Here is an 18949-nt window from a genome sequence, read left to right as displayed (position 1 = left end):
GTGTTAGCTGCGCTCACTTACCCGAATCACTGACTTGAGTCAGCTCACCGGGATGCTTTCGCTGGCTGCCTACCTGTGGCTCTGCGTTTTTTGGGTATATACTAAGCCCCTGTTTTTCATCTGTAGGGCAGTGAGCTGCCGGAGAATAACGTGAAGATTCTGGTTGATGAGAATATGCCGTACGCGGAGGCGCTATTTCGGCGTTTAGGCGATGTGCAGGCGGTGCCGGGGCGACCAATCCCCCGTGAAGCGCTGGCTGACGCCGATGCGCTGATGGTGCGCTCGGTCACCAAAGTTAATGAGTCACTGCTGCAAGGCACCTCAATTGGCTTTGTGGGCACGGCAACTGCCGGTACAGATCATGTTGATGACAACTGGCTGCGGCAGCAGGGAATTGGCTTCTCTGCCGCTCCGGGCTGTAACGCGATAGCGGTGGTTGAGTATGTTTTTTCCGCACTGATGATGATGGCTGAGCGCGATGGCTTCCAGTTGCGCGATAAAACGGTCGGTATCGTTGGGGGGGGGAATGTGGGCTCGCGACTGAATGCTCGCCTGCAAGCCCTTGGCGTGCGCACGCTGCTCTGTGATCCCCCCCGTGCGGATCGTGGCGATAACGACACTTTTTGGCCGCTGGAAAAACTGGTGCGCGAAGCGGATGTCCTCACCTTCCATACGCCACTGAATAAAACTGGCGCTTATCAAAGCCTGCATATGGCGGATGATGAGCTACTGGCGGCCCTGCCGGATGGTCGTATATTGATCAATGCTTGCCGTGGTGCGGTGGTGGATAACGCCGCACTGCTCCGTACGCTGGAGAAAGGCAAAAAACTCAGTGTGGTATTGGATGTGTGGGAGCCGGAACCTGAGCTGTCGTTACCGCTGCTGGCCCTCGTCGATATTGGCACGCCACACATCGCCGGATACACCTTGGAAGGCAAAGCGCGCGGTACAACGCAAGTGTTTGAAGCTTTCAGTCAGCATCTGGGGCAGCCGCAATCGGTAGCGTTAGCCACCTTATTGCCACCGCCAGAGTTCAGCCACTTACAGTTGAATGGTGAACTGGATGAAGGCAAATTAAAACGATTGATGCACTTAGTGTATGATGTGCGCCGCGATGATGCTCCGCTACGCCGTGTTGCTGGCCTGCCGGGGGAGTTTGATCGCCTGCGTAAGCACTATCAGGAGCGACGCGAATGGTCATCACTTTGTGTGCAGTGTGATGATGCGGCCAGTGCCGAGCTGTTGCAGAAATTAGGTTTTATGACTCAGCTATTGTAAGCCAATGACTCTTTCTGACAAAGTGCCGGTGGCGGAGAGAACAGGTAGATCGTAAAGACGCCGTAAATCCCTCCCTGGAGGCTCGAGCCGCGCCATCCCTGGCGCGGACGCTTTACTCTTCCACCCGTCCTCTCCGTTCCAAATCGAGTCATCGGGGGTTGTCAGCAGTCTAAGATGGTATTTACCGTCTGTTTGTATTTGTATAAATCCTTGTATTTTAATGAACGTTAGTGGAGAAAACCAACATGTCTGACGGCTGGAATATTGCTCTGTTAGGAGCGACGGGCGCAGTAGGTGAAGCTTTGCTGGAGCTGCTCAATGAGCGCCAGTTCCCGGTTGGTGAGTTGTATCCGCTGGCCAGCGAGCGCAGTGCTGGGGCGACCGTGCGCTTTAACGGCAAAAGTTTGCTGGTTGAAAATGTTGCTGAATTTGACTGGTCACAGGCGCAGTTGGCTTTCTTTGTCGCCGGCCCTGAAGCCTCGCAGCAATATGCGGAAGAGGCGGGTAACGCCGGTTGTCTGGTTATCGACAGCAGTGGTCTGTTCTCAATGGAGCATGATGTGCCGCTGGTAGTGCCGAGTGTCAATCCTCAAGTGCTGGCGGATTACCGCAATCGCAATATTGTTGCGGTGGCCGATAGCATGGCCTGCCAGTTGCTAACGGCTATCAAGCCGCTGACCGAACAAGCGGGTTTGTCCCGCCTGCATGTCACGGCACTCATTTCTGCCTCAGCCCACGGTAAAGTCGCGGTGGACGATCTGGCCGGACAAAGTGCTAAGCTGCTAAACGGCATCCCTGCTGAACCGGGTTTCTTTGCCAAACAGCTGGCATTTAATGTCTTGCCGCTGGTGGCGGATGAAGAGGGCAGTGTGCGCGAAGAGCGCCGCTTGGTAGATCAGGTGCGCAAGGTGCTACAAGACGACGGTTTGCCTATCTCGGTGACCTGCATTCAATCACCAGTATTCTATGGTCAGGCGCAGGTGGTGCATCTGGAAGCGCTGCGCCCGATCTCCTCGGATGAGGCCCGTAGCGAGCTGGAGAGCTGCGAAGATATCCAATTATCTGAAGAAGATGATTACCCCACACAGGTCAGTGATGCTTCGGGCAGTGATGTCCTGAGCATAGGTTGTGTGCGCAATGACTATGGTATTCCCGAGGTATTACAGTTCTGGTCGGTGGCCGACAACATTCGTTTTGGTGGCGCATTAATGGCGATTGAAACGGCGGAGCGCCTGTTGCAGGAGCAACTTTACTGATGTCCGAATTTGAGTTGGCTCAGCAAGAAACAGTTGCGCAGCAAGAGGCCACAGTGGCAGATGCTGCCAGTTTAAAAATTGCGCTGGGTATTGAATATAACGGCAGTCGCTATTTCGGCTGGCAACGTCAGCAAGAGGTCACCAGCGTGCAAGCTTGCCTGGAGGCGGCACTTTCGAAAGTTGCTAATGCGCCTATTGGCGTATTTTGTGCAGGGCGGACGGATGCGGGGGTGCACGCGACCGGGCAGGTGGTGCATTTTGTCACCACTGCAGTGCGCAAAGATGCCGCCTGGACGATGGGGGTCAATAGCCATCTGCCGGGCGATATTGCAGTGCGCTGGGTAAAAACGGTTGATGAAGATTTCCACGCCCGTTTCAGTGCCACGGCCCGCCGCTACCGTTATATTATTTTTAACCATCGCTATCGTCCGGCGGTATTGGCGCAAGGGGTGACCCATTGCTACCAGCCACTGGACGCCGAAAGAATGGAGCAGGCTGCGCAGTGCCTACTTGGCGAGAATGATTTTACCTCGTTCCGCGCCGTGCAGTGCCAGTCGCGCACACCATGGCGAAATGTAAAACATATCAAAGTTACCCGACACGGCGCGTATATCGTGGTAGATATCAAGGCCAATGCCTTTGTGCATCATATGGTGCGCAATATTGTCGGTAGCCTGATCGAGATTGGTTGCGGTAATCAGGATGTGACCTGGATGGCCGAGTTGTTGGCGCTAAAAGACAGAACTCGCGCGGCGGCAACCGCGAAAGCCGAAGGGCTATATTTGGTCTCTGTTGACTATCCAGAGCGCTTTGGTTTACCCGCAGCGCCAATGGGGCCGCTTTTTTTGGCAGATGATTGATTAGGATAAAATGATAGGTGTTTGGCTGAACGCTGACCTTGAGCTAAGGAATACTTAAGGAAGTTCAGCTAGTCTCAATCAAAATTTAAGCTCGCTTACCACTCGAGAGTATTTATGGAATTTATACGTTTCGTTATTGATTTTATTTTGCATATTGATGTTCATCTGGCTGAGTTGGTGGCGCAGTATGGGGTCTGGGTTTATGGCATTTTATTCCTGATTTTATTCTGTGAAACCGGTCTGGTGGTGACGCCATTCCTGCCGGGTGACTCTCTGCTCTTTGTCGCTGGCGCACTGGCATCATTGCCATCCAATGATATCAATGTGCATATCATGGTGGCCCTGATGGTGACGGCGGCTATTTTGGGGGATGCTATCAACTACACCATCGGCCGGGTGTTCGGTGAAAAGCTCTTCAGCAACCCGGATTCCAAAATTTTTCGCCGCAGTTATCTGGATAAAACCCATCAGTTTTACGAAAAACATGGTGGAAAAGCGATCATTCTGGCGCGATTTGTGCCCATTATTCGCACTTTTGCGCCGTTCGTCGCGGGAATGGGGAAAATGTCCTATCGTCACTTTGCGGCCTATAACGTGATTGGGGCGTTGGTATGGGTGCTGCTATTCACCTATGCTGGTTACCTGTTTGGTAATGTGCCTATCGTACAGAACAATCTGAAATTGCTGATTGTCGCCATTATTGTGGTGTCAATTTTGCCCGGTGTATTTGAGATTTGGCGGCATCGGCGCGCGGCGGCACGTCAAAAAAATCAGTAAAAACGTTACCTAAGCCAAGGGTTCGACCAGTTTTTTATCTACACTGTCGAGCCAATATGGTTTAATGAGTGACATTTATGGTCTGTTCCTGCGGACAACCCGAATTTCGGTGCCTTAGCCACGCTGTGCTGGCGTGTATCTCAGGCATTTGTTATTGGGGCGTTTTTCAGGAAGATGGTTAAAGCATGAACAGCGGACTGGCAACGGCCAGGTTCAAACAGAAAGGTCATCGATGAGCTGGATTGAACGAATTCTTAACAAAAGCAATATCACACAAACCCGTAAAGCGAGTATTCCTGAAGGGGTGTGGACGAAATGTGACAGTTGTGGTCAGGTACTTTACCGTGCCGAGCTAGAGCGCAATCTGGAAGTTTGTCCTAAGTGTGATCACCATATGCGTATGTCAGCCCGTGCACGGTTACATATGCTGTTGGATGCGGGTAGTGAAGTTGAATTGGGTAGCGAGCTGGAGCCGAAGGATATCCTGAAATTCAAGGATTCCAAAAAGTATAAAGATCGTATTTCGGCCGCTCAAAAAGAGACCGGCGAGAAAGATGCTTTGGTTGCCATGAAAGGCACCTTGCAGGGTATGCCTGTTGTTGCCGCCGCATTTGAATTTGCCTTTATGGGCGGTTCAATGGCGTCAGTGGTGGGGGCGCGTTTCGTTCGGGCCGTAGAGCAGGCACTGGAAGATAATTGCCCGCTGGTGTGCTTCTCCTCCAGTGGCGGTGCCCGTATGCAGGAAGCATTGATGTCACTGATGCAGATGGCAAAAACCAGTGCGGCGCTGGCTAAAATGCAAGAGCGCGGTTTGCCCTACATTTCAGTGCTGACAGACCCGACCATGGGCGGTGTTTCCGCCAGTCTGGCGATGCTCGGTGATATCAATATCGGTGAGCCTAAAGCCCTGATCGGTTTTGCCGGGCCACGGGTTATCGAGCAAACCGTACGAGAGAAACTGCCGCCGGGCTTCCAGCGCAGTGAATTCTTGATTGAAAAAGGCGCTATTGACATGATCGTGCGCCGTCCGGTTATGCGTCAGACGATTGCCAGCATCTTGTCTAAATTGACTCATCAGCCACAGCCAAGCGTGGTTGACGCCAAAGATAGTGCTGCGACGGATACTCAGGCAGAAGCCTGATTCTCCCAACGGGCATCACCATGATAAGGTGGTGCCCGGTTATTGTGAATAAAGATCAGTGACGGGACTCATGAACAATCATCAAACTCCCCAAGCCACGTCGCCTTTGGCCGCGTGGCTTTACTATCTTGAGCGCTTGCATTCACAACCAATCGAGTTGGGTCTGGAGCGTGTTAAACAGGTTGCAGAGCGTCTTGATCTGCTTAAACCTGCCCCGAAAGTATTTACCATTGCCGGCACCAATGGCAAAGGCACCACCTGTTGTACCCTGGAATCAATTTTACTGGCAGCGGGCCTGCGGGTAGGGGTCTACAGCTCACCTCATCTTTTGCGTTACACCGAGCGAGTCCGTATTCAGGGGCAAGAGCTGCCTGAGGCCGAACATAGCCACTCTTTTGCCCAAATTGAAGCAGGGCGTGAGGGTATCTCGCTGACTTACTTCGAATTTGGCACCTTATCGGCGCTGCAATTATTTAAGCAAGCTAAGCTTGATGTAGTGATCCTAGAAGTGGGTCTGGGTGGGCGTTTGGACGCGACCAATATTGTTGATTCTGATGTCGCGGCTATCACCAGTATCGCGATAGACCATACTGACTGGCTGGGCTTTGATCGCGAAAGTATTGGGCGCGAAAAAGCCGGTGTGTTCCGCGCAGGAAAACCTGCCGTGGTGGGTGAACCCGATATGCCGCAGTCCATTGCTGATGTTGCCGCGCAACTTGGCGCACAACTCTATCAGCGTGATAAGCAATGGCAGTTAAGCCAGCAAGAAAACCGTTGGAGCTGGCAGTGCGACGATCGCCTGTGGGCTGATTTACCTCTGCCCAATGTACCATTGGCGAATGCGGCTACTGCATTGGCCGTGCTGCACTATTGCGGATTGCCATTGAGTGAAGCGGTTATTCGCCAGGGCTTGCAGGCTGCCCGCCTGCCGGGGCGTTTCCAGATTGTTAGTGAGCAACCCTTGCTGATTTTGGATGTTGCCCATAACCCACATGCTGCACGTTATTTGACTGACAGGCTCGCTCAATTGCCGAAACAGGGTAAAGTACGGGCAGTGGTTGGGATGTTATCAGATAAAGATATTGCAGGTACTTTGGCGTGCTTATCTGAACAGGTCGACGAGTGGTATTGCGCACCACTAGAGGGGCCGCGTGGGGCTACTGCGGCGCAGTTGGCTGAGCATCTCAGGCTATCTCGCCAATTTAGTGATGTTGAAACTGCCTGGCGTCAGGCCATGCAGGATGCAGAACCACAGGATGTGGTTATTGTTTGCGGCTCTTTCCATACTGTCGCCCATGTGATGGCTGCATTGAATATATGGCTGTATCCTATTGATAAAAAATCGAAATTATAAACGAATGAACGTGGGGAATGAGAGTGGCAAGTAAGTTCCAGAACCGTTTAGTCGGGACCATAATTCTGGTGGCGTTGGGCGTGATTTTGCTGCCGGGGCTGCTGGATGGTAAAAAGAAGCATTATGAGGATGAGTTTGCTGCTATCCCATTAGTGCCAAAACCCGGTGATAGCCAGGAGATTGACGCGGTTCCGCCGGTCAGTCAGCCTTTGCCTATCGCGCCACCAGAAGGTGCGGCGCAAGCGGTGGAAGTCCCTAAAGATGATTCCGCCTCTCAAGCCGCTAATGATGCCGGTAACCTGCCATCTGAACCGACAATCGTTGCACCGTCAGCGATGCAAAATAAGCCGGTTGAGGTGAAACCTGTTGAGAAGAGGCCGGTCGAAATCAAACCGGTTCCGGTAGAGAAAAAACCGCAGGAAGTTAAGCCTAAACCGGCAGTTAAACCAGAAATTAAGCCGGAAGTTCAGCCGGAGAGTAAACCGGCCGCAGAAGAAAAGGCACCGATAGGGCAGGCTTATGTCGTCCAACTGGGGGCGCTCAAAAACGCCGCTAAAGTGAATGAAGTGGTCGCTACATTGCGCCTATCAGGTCATCGGGCATTTACGGTGCCTGCAACCCCGGTTCAGGGCCAGATAACACGAGTATTTGTCGGGCCGGATGCATCAAAACAAAAATTGCAATCCGCGTTGCCGGAGCTTAATTCATTAAGCGGGCTGAATGGGCAGGTCAGGCCCTATAGCACGGGGCGCTAAAGTTTAACTGCGCAGTAGAATGTCAGTGCACACGGGGGTTGGGTACTAAGTTTGTGCGACGATTGCTGTTTTTAAAATCGTCGCACTTTAATTTGTCGCGGGGTCAGAAACCCCTACGCAAACGTTTTCTTTTTCTGTTAGAATTCGCCGCGAACAGGATGCAGCGGCGATTTCGTCATTGGAATAGTCATGGTCTGGATTGATTACGTCATTATAGGGATTATCGGATTTTCTGCGTTAGTCAGCTTAATCCGGGGATTTGTCCGTGAAGCATTGTCACTTGTAACATGGGGATGTGCGTTTTTTGTCGCCAGCCATTTTTACACTTACCTTGCTGTCTACTTCACCCGTTTTGAGGATGAAGTGGTACGTAACGGCATTGCCATCGGCATTTTGTTCATCGCGACATTGATCGTCGGGGCTATTGTTAACTACGTGATTGGCTCACTGGTTGAACGTACCGGGTTATCAGGAACAGACAGGGTATTGGGGATCTGTTTTGGGGCGCTGCGAGGTGTTCTGATTGTCTCAGCCATGTTGTTCTTTCTGGACACGTTTACCGGCTTCTCACAAAGTGAAGACTGGAAACAGTCACAATTAATCCCGCAGTTCAGTTATATCATCAGGTGGTTCTTTGACTACCTGCAGAGCACGTCGAGTTTCTTACCGAATCAATTACCGATTCGAAGCGGCTTATGAGGAAAAGACAACATGTGCGGTATTGTCGGTATCGCCGGTTTTGCACCGGTAAACCAGTCGATTTATGATGCGCTGACGGTGCTCCAGCACCGAGGCCAGGATGCTGCGGGCATCGTTACCATTGATGACCATAATGGGTTCCGGCTGCGTAAAGCAAACGGCTTGGTGAAGGATGTATTTGAAACCCGGCATATGCTGCGCTTACAGGGGAATATGGGTATTGGCCATGTTCGTTACCCGACCGCAGGTAGCTCCAGTGCTTCCGAGGCTCAGCCCTTCTACGTTAACTCACCGTTTGGCATCACCCTGGCTCATAACGGAAATCTGACTAACGCTCACCAACTGAGAAAGAAATTATTCGAAGTTTCTCGCCGTCATGTGAACACCACGTCTGACTCAGAAATTCTGCTGAATATTTTTGCCAGTGAATTGGATCGTTTCCAACATTACCCGCTGGAATCTGACAACATTTTTGCTGCTGTTGCCGCCACGCATCAGCTGATCCGTGGTGCTTATGCTTGCGTCGCGATGATTATCGGCCATGGCATGGTCGCCTTCCGTGACCCTAACGGCATTCGCCCGCTGGTGATTGGTAAACGCACCTTGGTTGATGGCCGTAATGAGTACATGGTCGCTTCTGAAAGTGTGGCACTTGATACCCTTGGCTTCGAATTCCTGCGTGATGTTGCGCCGGGCGAAGCGGTGTATATCACCGAAAAGGGTCAGTTGTTCACCCGTCAGTGTGCTGAAAATCCAAAATACAATCCATGCTTGTTTGAGTATGTCTATTTTGCCCGCCCAGACTCCTTTATGGACAAAATTTCTGTTTATAGTGCGCGGGTGCGCATGGGCCAGAAATTGGGCGCAAAAATCGCCAAACAGTGGGAAGATCTGGATATTGATGTGGTTATCCCTATCCCAGAAACCTCCTGCGATATCGCGCTGGAAATTGCCCGTATTCTGGATAAACCCTACCGTCAGGGGTTTGTGAAAAACCGCTATGTAGGCCGTACCTTCATCATGCCGGGCCAACAAGAGCGTCGTAAATCCGTGCGCCGCAAACTGAACGCCAACCGTGCAGAGTTCCGCGATAAGAATGTGTTATTAGTGGATGACTCAATCGTACGGGGTACGACCTCAGAACAGATCGTCGAGATGGCGCGTGAAGCCGGGGCGAAGAAAGTCTATTTTGCTTCTGCCGCTCCTGAAATTCGCTTCCCGAATGTGTACGGTATCGACATGCCTAGCGCCAATGAGTTGATTGCGCACGGCCGTGAAGTGGACGAGATCCGCCAGTTGATTGGTGCCGATGCACTGATTTTCCAGGATCTTCCTGACCTTATCGAAGCAGTACGCGAAGATAACCCAGATATCACTCAGTTTGAGTGTTCAGTTTTTAATGGCGTTTACGTCACCAAAGATGTGGATCAGAGCTATCTGGAGTATCTGGAGTCGTTACGTAACGATGATGCGCAGGCATTACGTAATCATAACGAAGCGGAAAATCTTGAGATGCATAACGAAGGGTAATACACCGTCGTTTTAGCGCTAGATAAAAGTGAATCAAAAAGGTGCAATCTGCGTTCAGGCGCGGTGCACCTTTTTTGTTATCGATCCAACGGCAAAACACCTGAGAGTGAGTGGCTATAACTTGCTAATCCCTGTCTGATACGGCAAAGTTTGCCCCTATTTCTTTATGTTATGCTTAGTTTGGAAAGCATAACGTCAGTGCGAGGCAGTGTTCCATGAAACGACTTATTATTGGTATCAGTGGTGCCAGCGGGGCCATCTATGGCGTGCGGCTATTACAGGTGCTGCAACATGTCGAGGGCGTGGAAACACATCTGATTCTCAGCCATGCGGCACGTCAGACCCTGGCGCTTGAAACTGAGTTCAGTGTTAAGGATGTGCAGGCGCTGGCGGATGTGGTGCATGACTCACGAGACATTGCGGCTTGTATCTCCTCCGGGTCATTCAAGACCCACGGCATGGTTATTTTACCTTGCTCAATCAAAACCTTATCTGGCATTGTCCATAGCTACACCGATGGATTACTGACTCGTGCTGCTGATGTGATATTGAAAGAACGACGCCCATTGCTGCTGTGTGTTCGCGAAACCCCGCTACATTTAGGCCATTTACGGCTGATGGTGCAGGCCGCTGAGTTGGGTGCGGTGATTATGCCCCCGATGCCTGCGTTCTATCACCGCCCTCAAACCATTCAGGATATTGTTGATCAGACCGTTAATCGGGTTATCGATCAATTTGATATTGAGTTGCCTGAAGATCTTTTTGTTCGTTGGCAAGGTGCCAATTAACATTTCTCACTTAATTGATACATTTGTGCAACATCGCACTGAAATGGGGCGAATAATGCACCACAATGATCCTGTTGCACTATCTGTGCTGTGGCATAAATTGCCTATTCGATTTCTGTTTATAGCCTGATGCCTTGATTTAGTGATGATAGTGCTAAGAAAGCAGTGATGGAATTTGCTTTCCCTCCAGATAATTACTGGCACGATTACTGCTAATTGATCTATGAAAAGCTATTAATTTAAGAAAACTCTGGGCTGTGCAGAAATCTAACGCGCTTTATGGCATCGAAAATCAATTTGAGGATTATGTATGAATAAGAAGATTCTGGTTCTCCCTTTAGTCTTAGCATTGGCTGCTGCGAGCAGTGCTTTTGCTGCTATTCCTAAAGATGTCAAGATTGGTACTGATCCCACTTATGAACCATTTGAATCTAAAAATGCCAGTGGTGAACTGGTCGGTTTTGATATCGATATAGCAAAAGAGTTATGCAAACGCATTGATACTAAATGTACTTTTGTCGAGAGTGACTTCGATGCATTAATTCCATCACTCAAAGCTAAAAAAATCGATGCTATTATCTCCTCACTCTCCATAACTGAAAAACGGCAAAAAGAGATAGCCTTCACCGATAAACTCTATGCAGCTAATGCCCGCTTAATTGCGCCGAAAGATAGCAAAATCGAACCGACATTGGTGGCCTTGAAGGGCAAACGTGTTGGCGTGTTGCAGGGGTCGACTCAGGAAGCATTCGCCAATGCTGAATGGCAGCCAAAAGGCATCGATGTTGTTGCCTATCAAAATCAGGACTTGATCTACGCTGACCTGGCTTCAGGTCGCATTGACGCCGCTTTCCAGGATGAAGTGGCGGGCAGTGAAGGTTTCCTGAAACAAGAAGTCGGTAAAGGCTACGCATTTGCTGGGCCGTCAGTTAAAAATGATCAATTCTTTGGTGTTGGCACCGGTATGGGCTTGCGTAAAGATGATGTAGAGCTGAAAGTCGCGTTGGATAAAGCCTTTGCAGAAATGCGCAAAGATGGCACTTACGACAAACTGGCGAAAAAATATTTCGATTTTGATGTTTACGGCGGTTAATTATATTGCCGTCATGGCCCCTGTCTATTCCGACAGGGGTCACTAAGGGTACTTAATAATAGTCATTTACCAGACTCCTTACTCAGTAAAACAGGATAACCCAGATGCTGGATGGATATTCGAAACTGATATTTGAGGGTGCGCTGGTAACGCTGGAGTTAGCATTGTGCTCAGTGCTGCTGTCAGTGATTATCGGCCTAATGGGTGCCGGTGGAAAGTTATCATCAAATCGGCTGTTATCTGGCTTATTTGAGTGCTATACCACGCTTATTCGCGGTGTACCGGATTTAGTTTTAATGCTGCTTATCTTCTACGGTTTGCAGATAACCCTAAATAGCATTACAGAATCGCTCGGTTTTGAACAAATTAATATTGATCCTCTCTCCGCCGGGATTATTACCCTCGGCTTTATCTATGGTGCTTATTTCACTGAAACCTTCCGTGGTGCTTATATGGCGGTTCCTGCCGGCCAAATTGAAGCGGCCACTGCATTTGGTTTCACCCCAAGCCAAATTTTCCGCCGAATTATGTTTCCGGCGATGATGCGCTATGCACTACCGGGTATTGGTAATAACTGGCAAGTGATTCTAAAGGCGACAGCATTGGTCTCTATTTTGGGATTAAATGATGTGGTTAAAGCTACACAGTTGGCGGGAAAGGGGAGCTATCAACCCTTCTTCTTTGCTCTAGTGGCGGGTGCGGTTTATCTGATCTTCACCACGCTATCAAATGGTGTATTGCTGTGGTTAGAACGGCGCTATTCCCATGGGGTGAAGAGGGCTGAACTATGATTGAAATCCTGCACCAATATTGGCAAGCACTACTTTGGAGTGATGGCTATCGCTTTACCGGAATGGCCGTCACTTTGTGGTTATTAATTTCCTCGGTAGTCATGGGGGGGCTGCTAGCTATTCCTTTAGCGGTAGCTCGGGTGGCCGAACGGCGCTGGATCCGCTTATCTGTCTGGATTTTTACGTATATCTTCCGTGGCACGCCATTATATGTACAATTATTGGTATTCTATTCTGGCATGTACAGTCTGGAGATAATCCGAGGCAATGATCTGCTTAATGCATTCTTCCGTAGTGGATTGAATTGTACTATTTTAGCGCTGACGCTAAATACCTGTGCCTATACTACCGAGATTTTCGCCGGTGCCATTCGTTCGGTGCCACATGGTGAAATTGAAGCAGCCAGAGCTTATGGTTTCTCGCGCTTTAAAATGTATCGTTGTATTATTTTACCTTCTGCACTGCGTATTGCTTTACCGGCCTACAGTAATGAAGTGATTTTAATGCTGCACTCTACGGCGCTAGCCTTTACTGCCACAGTGCCGGATATACTGAAAATAGCGCGTGATATTAACGCCGCGACTTATCAGCCATTTTATGCTTTTGGTATTGCTGCCGTACTTTATCTGATTATCTCCTTTACGCTAATTAGCCTGTTCCGCCAGGCAGAGAAACGTTGGCTGGCTCATATAAAACCGCAGGCATCGCATTAAGTACGGAGAAACCATGATGGACACATTAGAAACTATGACTGATACATCAGAAAATAAAATAGCTGAAACCAAACTGTCCGTGACAGAGTTGCATAAGCATTATGGTGAGCACGAGGTTTTAAAAGGTGTTTCCCTCTCAGCCAAAGCGGGGGATGTGATCTCCATTATTGGCTCCTCCGGCTCGGGGAAAAGCACTTTTTTACGCTGTATCAACTTTCTGGAAAAACCTAGTGAAGGTTCGATCAGCGTAAATAATCAAAATATCCGCTTGGTACGGGATAAAGATGGGCAATTAAAAGTCTTCGATAAAAAAGAATTGCAACTATTGCGCACCCGGCTAACGATGGTATTCCAGCATTTTAATTTATGGAGCCATATGACGGTGCTGGAAAACGTAATGGAAGCACCGATTCAAGTATTAGGGCTGAGCAAAGCGGTGGCGAAAGAGCGGGCTATTCGTTATTTGGATAAAGTCGGGATTGATGAGCGGGCGCGGGCTAAATATCCAGTACATCTTTCTGGTGGTCAGCAACAGCGTGTTTCTATTGCCCGCGCACTGGCAATGGAGCCGGATGTATTACTGTTTGATGAACCCACCTCAGCGCTGGACCCTGAACTGGTCGGCGAAGTATTGCGTATTATGCAAAAACTGGCAGAAGAGGGGAAAACCATGGTGGTAGTGACTCATGAAATGGAGTTCGCCCGCCATGTTTCGAACCATGTCATCTTCCTGCATAAAGGGGTTATTGAAGAGGAAGGTCCGCCGGCTGAACTTTTTGGTCACCCTAAAAGCACCCGCTTACAGCAGTTCCTTTCTGGTGCACTGAAGTAATCTATTCCAATGAGATGGGTGTTCTACTCATCTCATCATCCTACCGATATCCCCACTCTCATAATAATATAAATTAAAGTTATTATAGTTTTAATTTAATGGCATCGATATAAGCAACACAACATTTCATGTAAAAGCTAATAATTTGTTTTAATGATAAAAATAAATTAAAGAGTTAATAAGAAAAATCACATTAGATAAATATTTTATGTGTGATATTAGTATTTTTGCTTGCAAAGCAAGTTATTTCTTAGTAAGTGCTTTACTTAACATTAATAACTAATGCTGATGACATATCATAAATTAATACTGGAGATACCATGAATAGATATGTAACTGAGTGGGTTGAGATTAAGCCTGAAGCTGTTTATTCATTAAGTAAAAAAAATCCCCTGAGTTCCAAGGGAATGAATTATGATTATCAAATTATTTTCCAGCTGGAAGATGATAAGGTTATTCGTGATGGCACGATGTATTCAGCTGCAAAACATCCAGATAGAACAATCATTATTCAATATGATATCAAAAATAAAGAGCATCGAATTGTTTATGGTGATTTGGAGAAAATGCAAGGTGATAACATTCGTTGGCATCTAGGAGGACATGGAAGTTTTGAGCTTGCTGGTACGAATTCTCGCTTAGCTAACTATAAGGTAGATAATCTTGTTGCGGGGATGCAGGAAATAAAAGAGAGATTAAACTTAATCAATCCTAAACATATCGTTCTTGCTGGCTGTAATTTGGCTAATGAGGAAAATCTTAGCTCTTTTGGTTTTAATTTTTTTAGTCAAATAAGGGGGGGAGGCATTAATGCATCTGTTAAAGCTTTTAATGTCGATTTTGGCGTTAATTTATTTGGGCAAAAAATAGCCGAGAACCAAAATGTTGATATGTATTTTGATTTTGGTATTAAAGACAATAGTCAACGTGTTATTTATAGTGAAGACATACAAGGGAATATTCTCATTAATGATGTTCCGGCAGTAATACTCCTAATAAATGATATAGCAGCAGGACGTACATCGCTCACTTACGCAATTAATCACTTTCCTGAAATATTGGGAAAAGAGTTCTCTTATCAGGGGGCGATATCGAGATTATTAATAAGTCTGGTTACTGAAAATACAGAAAATAATTTTAAATTTAATTACTTTATTAATAAAAGATATAATGCAGGAATTACCGGAGAAGAATCATTTTTTAATTGGATAGCGAAAAAACCTAATAATGACAGCATGGATAATTTATTGGAAAGTATGCAATTATCATTAAATATAGAGGGCGCAGAGAGTTGGGTTCTAGATTCTATTATTGAAAATGTAGATCTTACACAGCTGAAACCAAGAGATCATCAAGATAATTACTTGGAAAAATCACTAAATCAGCTTACCTCTAGATCCCTAGATATTTTAGATGCGTTAATAAATGGGCGAATAAGTGTTGCCGACTTAAGTGAAAATGCCAAAAAAATGCTGTCAATATATATAACTCATCCTGATGACCCTCTGCTTAGTAGAGAAATACTAAAAATAGTGAGTGAACCCGTCGCTTACCAAAGTATACGTTCTGATTTAGTTACACTACAGCAGATAAGTGCAAGTAACGCTGATTTACAGGCGATACCAGCAGCTGAAGTATTAAATTTCAGTCGAGAATGGCATAAAAATCATGTTGATAAAAAATTAAAATCAATAAAAATTGGAGGTATTGATCAGGCGAAAGATATTAATAATCACCGATTGTCTTCAACTGGTTTGCAATCATTTGGGCAAAAAGTGGGGGCTGGTGCTCAGAGTATAGGCATATTGACGTTGTTCATCTCGACAACAACAATGGCAAAAAGATTATTAGCGCTGGATATAACAGATGAGGAACGTGCCGAGATAACCAGGCAATTGGCAATCAGTTGGAGTTCTATCGGCGTAGATTTCGGTACGGATCTTATGCAGCCAACATTTGACAAATTGCAGGGTTACTTTAATAAAAAACTATTATCGGTAACCCATTCTGGTGGAGGGCGAGCTGGGTTTCATGTGGCAGCTAAATCGGCAAAATTTGCAGGTTCGGGCTTAAATATAGCTGCGGCTGGCTTTGAAATTTATGAGGCGATTGATAATTTTATCAAAGCAGAGCGAGAGACTGATCGAGATTTAAAAACAGACCATATTGTGAATGGTACGCTGTCAACGATTGGTGCCGCAGTCAGTACAGCAACCGCGATAGCATTAGTGATGGGGGCGAGTATTGCTGGCCCCATTGGCATAGCTCTTGGGGCTGTTATCATGTTAGGGGGTATGATATACAATGCGGTTCGCCAGGTAGAATATATTAAGCGTGAGATTGATCTTAATGGTTGGGAGGAGTTTAAAACCGGCATACGTCTGGCATTTGGCGCAGAGCCAGGAGAGGATATTAAGCAAAGGCTGGCAGAGAAAAATAAGGAGAAATTAAGCGCGTATATTACACAGCAGATTAACGATACCTATGAGCAGCGCATAAAACCAATGGGATATAATCGCTACGTATATGTCAATGAACCGGTGGATTTAACCCCAGTTAAAAAATACGTTTATATTTATAAGGTTGATGCCTACTATATTGGGGTGGAAGAAAAGTACTTTAAGAGCAATTATAAAAATGGCTATACAGCTGATGGTACTCTAGACTTATTAGGTTCACGTGATTTTAGTAAAGCTAATGAAGATAGATATGGATTAATGCGTTATGCCAGAAGACCACTTTCAGAAAATGACTTGAATCGTTGGAAAGAGAGTGTAAATATGGATCACTATAAAATAATAGAGATAAAGGTTACAGACTTAAATAATAAAGAAGAACAAGATAATGCGATTATTTATAACAGGGATCTTTTTAATCGCTATGATGCGATTGGTTCAGAGCGAGACATTTGGCTCGAGAGGGAATCTACAACAGAAGTTATTCTAGCCAGTGATAAAGAGCATAATGATTTGAGTACACATTTTAATTCTGGTGGTGGAGATGACCTGATTTTCGGCCATGTAGATCATAAGAATAGCTTCGATGTCTCTCAAGGTCATAAAACATTCGTTGGCGGAGATAAAGAAGATATATTTTATTTAATGGGTGATGTTGAAGCATCTGTTCATCGTCCTGCAAGTATTCTCGATGGTCAGGGAGGGAGTGACACCATTATAGCTATGGGAGTCCGTTTTAGCGCCGATGGTTATAATATTAATTTAGCTGAAGGTACTATAAGATATATAAATGATAAGTCGAAACTTGCTTATATTTATAATATTGAAAATGTATATGGTCAGGCAGGTACGAATGACATTTTAATTGGTAATGATAATGTAAACTACTTAAGTGGTGGCGGAGGGGGGGGGTATGATCAATTAGAGGGGCAGGGAGGGAATGATATTCTTGTGTTGCAAAAAGGGTTGGCAATTGGTGGGAAAGGTTCAGATAATTATATTATATCACCCTCTGTCACCAGCGGTATTGATGTAACTATCATAGATGATGGACTAGATGAGGTCAGTACAGTTCAGTTACCTTATGATGCTGAACAGATACGTAGTATTTTGCTAAAGGGTAATGATATAGTTATCTCTCTTGGTAATAATAAACGCTATAATAGAGGTCGAGTTGTATTAAAGGGTGTTTATCAGCCTAATGAGACGGGTGATAAAAAGGTACTCTCTCATCACTATCTTATCCAAACTGCGGATAATCTGATATTGGTGCCAGAGTGGCCTCAAACATTGGATATAGCTGAAAATGAACTCCCTTCATCACTTAAAATGATCGCGTATTATAATCCAATGGTTGATTATCTAGCTCAACCAGATAACAAGAGACTCGAACTACCAATAGCGACTATATATAAAAAAGAGTGTGATGAGATTAAAATTGGTGATAAAAAAATAATATTACCTCCCTTTATTCGGGCTTCAGTTAATGGTAGCCATCTAATAGCTAATAAAATTCATGGAGATGGTCAGGGCTATCACTTTGAAAATTTAGGCCCAGGAGACACCGTTCTTGCTAATGGAGGAGATAATACATTCAGCATCCCTAAGCTATCCCTTCCAAATGAATATGGGGATAAAAAATTGCTTATTGATTGTCGTCTTTTGGCTCATTTTAGCCGAGAGGATAATCGAGTGCATTTGGTGTTAGGTGATGTTACGGGTTATGACCTCCGCGTCACTAAAGACAGCTTGGGGGATTTAAGTATCACTCACCGTGATAAGCCTGATGCATTCTTGAATATAGCTCTTAATTGTCCTGATGGCCTTAAGTATAAAGACTCGAAAAAATTAATTTCATTTATTGATAAAAATCACAATACTTTTTCTATTGAAAACAGAGACGGTGGGTATGAGATTTATCCAGATTCCCCCGTGATAATTAATCCCACAGAACTCGACGATAATATTACCCTTCCAGAAGGATATCGCCTGTTAAATAGTACGTTAGATCTTATGGCGGGTAATGATACCTTCAGTGATCTCAGCTGTATTGGCAATACTATTAATGGTGGTTTAGGTAATGATATTATTTATGCTAAAAGTGCAGATAACAGACTTGTTGGCGGGGAGGGTGATGATCAGTTGTTTGGCGGAAATGGCAATGATCATTTAGAGGGAGGAGATGGACAGGATACGTTATGCGCAGGAAGTGGAATAGACAGGATGGAGGGCGGTGAAGGTGATGATACCTATGTTATCGAGAAGGGGGTTGAGGAAACAAAAATTCGAGATACATATGGAAAAAACAGTGTGATATTTAAAGATATCGACTATAGAAAGTTATGGCTTAAAAAGCGGGATAATAACTTATTGGTTAGGATACAGGGTGTTGAAAAAGAAGTGATTATAGAAGATTACTTTTCAAGCCATAGTATATCAGCGAATTTTATTTTTCAAACTAATGGCCATGAAATTGAAGGTGAAGGGCTTAGATTATTGATCGATAATATGATGAGCATCCCGGATGTTATTCGCGATGCTTCTCAGGAACCCGCTACTTTAATATATGGTGCTGATCGCCAGCCAGCTTGGGCGAATATCATTGCTGCATAATTTTGTTATCTTA

15 protein-coding genes are annotated in these 18949 nt (G+C 46.2%); all 15 read left to right on the top strand.

Annotated elements, in window-relative coordinates; translation table 11 throughout:
• Positions 1 to 150: 150 nt before the first annotated feature.
• The 15 genes from pdxB to AACW11_RS15780 all read left to right on the top strand — a co-directional run bounded on the left by pdxB (position 151) and on the right by AACW11_RS15780 (position 18936).
• On the top strand, positions 151 to 1278 hold the full coding sequence (pdxB, locus tag AACW11_RS15850; protein WP_212584737.1) for a 4-phosphoerythronate dehydrogenase PdxB: 1128 nt from the start codon (positions 151 to 153) through the stop codon (positions 1276 to 1278).
• A 245-nt stretch (positions 1279 to 1523) separates the two neighbouring features.
• A complete protein-coding gene (locus AACW11_RS15845; protein ID WP_212584736.1) occupies positions 1524 to 2534 on the top strand; it encodes an aspartate-semialdehyde dehydrogenase in 1011 nt (336 codons plus the stop codon).
• Positions 2534 to 3394 (top strand): tRNA pseudouridine(38-40) synthase TruA, encoded by an 861-nt coding sequence (gene truA / locus AACW11_RS15840; protein WP_212584735.1) that lies wholly within the window; start codon positions 2534 to 2536, stop codon positions 3392 to 3394. Before AACW11_RS15845 ends, truA begins: the two co-directional genes overlap by 1 nt.
• 114 nt (positions 3395 to 3508) lie before the next feature.
• Positions 3509 to 4171: a DedA family protein gene (locus AACW11_RS15835; RefSeq protein ID WP_005276713.1), complete on the top strand. Its 663-nt coding sequence runs from the start codon at positions 3509 to 3511 to the stop codon at positions 4169 to 4171.
• 232 nt (positions 4172 to 4403) lie between these two features.
• Positions 4404 to 5312, top strand: coding sequence for an acetyl-CoA carboxylase, carboxyltransferase subunit beta (gene accD, locus AACW11_RS15830; RefSeq protein ID WP_212584734.1), 909 nt, complete (start codon positions 4404 to 4406; stop codon positions 5310 to 5312).
• 70 nt (positions 5313 to 5382) lie between these two features.
• Positions 5383 to 6666 (top strand): bifunctional tetrahydrofolate synthase/dihydrofolate synthase, encoded by a 1284-nt coding sequence (gene folC, locus AACW11_RS15825; protein ID WP_212584733.1) that lies wholly within the window; start codon positions 5383 to 5385, stop codon positions 6664 to 6666.
• A gap of 23 nt (positions 6667 to 6689) precedes the next feature.
• Positions 6690 to 7421, top strand: a complete 732-nt coding sequence (gene dedD, locus AACW11_RS15820) for a cell division protein DedD (protein WP_212584732.1) — start codon at positions 6690 to 6692, stop codon at positions 7419 to 7421.
• Positions 7422 to 7610: 189 nt separating this feature from the next.
• The gene (gene cvpA, locus AACW11_RS15815) at positions 7611 to 8120 is read left to right on the top strand and encodes a colicin V production protein (RefSeq protein ID WP_048616554.1); all 510 of its coding nucleotides are present in this window, start codon (positions 7611 to 7613) and stop codon (positions 8118 to 8120) included.
• Positions 8121 to 8132: 12 nt separating this feature from the next.
• A complete protein-coding gene (purF, locus tag AACW11_RS15810) occupies positions 8133 to 9650 on the top strand; it encodes an amidophosphoribosyltransferase (RefSeq protein ID WP_212584731.1) in 1518 nt (505 codons plus the stop codon).
• Between the two features lie 215 nt (positions 9651 to 9865).
• Positions 9866 to 10438: a UbiX family flavin prenyltransferase gene (locus tag AACW11_RS15805; RefSeq protein ID WP_212584730.1), complete on the top strand. Its 573-nt coding sequence runs from the start codon at positions 9866 to 9868 to the stop codon at positions 10436 to 10438.
• A 310-nt stretch (positions 10439 to 10748) separates the two neighbouring features.
• A complete protein-coding gene (gene hisJ, locus AACW11_RS15800) occupies positions 10749 to 11531 on the top strand; it encodes a histidine ABC transporter substrate-binding protein HisJ (protein WP_212584729.1) in 783 nt (260 codons plus the stop codon).
• 104 nt (positions 11532 to 11635) lie between these two features.
• A complete protein-coding gene (locus AACW11_RS15795; protein ID WP_212584728.1) occupies positions 11636 to 12322 on the top strand; it encodes a histidine ABC transporter permease HisQ in 687 nt (228 codons plus the stop codon).
• A complete protein-coding gene (locus AACW11_RS15790; protein ID WP_212584727.1) occupies positions 12319 to 13035 on the top strand; it encodes an ABC transporter permease in 717 nt (238 codons plus the stop codon). The genes AACW11_RS15795 and AACW11_RS15790 overlap by 4 nt, the downstream gene beginning before the upstream one ends.
• A 34-nt stretch (positions 13036 to 13069) precedes the next feature.
• Entirely contained in the window at positions 13070 to 13867 is a 798-nt protein-coding gene (gene hisP / locus AACW11_RS15785; RefSeq protein ID WP_212584777.1) for a histidine ABC transporter ATP-binding protein HisP, read from the top strand.
• Positions 13868 to 14187: 320 nt separating this feature from the next.
• On the top strand, positions 14188 to 18936 hold the full coding sequence (locus AACW11_RS15780; protein ID WP_212584726.1) for a C80 family cysteine peptidase: 4749 nt from the start codon (positions 14188 to 14190) through the stop codon (positions 18934 to 18936).
• Positions 18937 to 18949 lie beyond the last annotated feature (13 nt).

Origin of the sequence: Yersinia sp. Marseille-Q3913, assembly GCF_963892745.1 — a bacterium.
Lineage (GTDB): Bacteria > Pseudomonadota > Gammaproteobacteria > Enterobacterales > Enterobacteriaceae > Yersinia > Yersinia bercovieri.
This window is presented reverse-complemented; position numbering and strand designations above follow the sequence as displayed.

Bases quoted from the DNA above. Each gene is read 5' to 3' on its own strand.
- AACW11_RS15845 (WP_212584736.1), top strand. From the start codon at position 1,524: ATGTCTGACGGCTGGAATATTGCTCTGTTAGGAGCGACGGGCGCAGTA.
- truA (WP_212584735.1), top strand. From the start codon at position 2,534: ATGTCCGAATTTGAGTTGGCTCAGCAAGAAACAGTTGCGCAGCAAGAG.
- AACW11_RS15835 (WP_005276713.1), top strand. From the start codon at position 3,509: ATGGAATTTATACGTTTCGTTATTGATTTTATTTTGCATATTGATGTT.
- accD (WP_212584734.1), top strand. From the start codon at position 4,404: ATGAGCTGGATTGAACGAATTCTTAACAAAAGCAATATCACACAAACC.
- folC (WP_212584733.1), top strand. From the start codon at position 5,383: ATGAACAATCATCAAACTCCCCAAGCCACGTCGCCTTTGGCCGCGTGG.
- cvpA (WP_048616554.1), top strand. From the start codon at position 7,611: ATGGTCTGGATTGATTACGTCATTATAGGGATTATCGGATTTTCTGCG.
- purF (WP_212584731.1), top strand. From the start codon at position 8,133: ATGTGCGGTATTGTCGGTATCGCCGGTTTTGCACCGGTAAACCAGTCG.
- AACW11_RS15805 (WP_212584730.1), top strand. From the start codon at position 9,866: ATGAAACGACTTATTATTGGTATCAGTGGTGCCAGCGGGGCCATCTAT.
- hisJ (WP_212584729.1), top strand. From the start codon at position 10,749: ATGAATAAGAAGATTCTGGTTCTCCCTTTAGTCTTAGCATTGGCTGCT.
- AACW11_RS15795 (WP_212584728.1), top strand. From the start codon at position 11,636: ATGCTGGATGGATATTCGAAACTGATATTTGAGGGTGCGCTGGTAACG.
- AACW11_RS15790 (WP_212584727.1), top strand. From the start codon at position 12,319: ATGATTGAAATCCTGCACCAATATTGGCAAGCACTACTTTGGAGTGAT.
- hisP (WP_212584777.1), top strand. From the start codon at position 13,070: ATGACTGATACATCAGAAAATAAAATAGCTGAAACCAAACTGTCCGTG.
- AACW11_RS15780 (WP_212584726.1), top strand. From the start codon at position 14,188: ATGAATAGATATGTAACTGAGTGGGTTGAGATTAAGCCTGAAGCTGTT.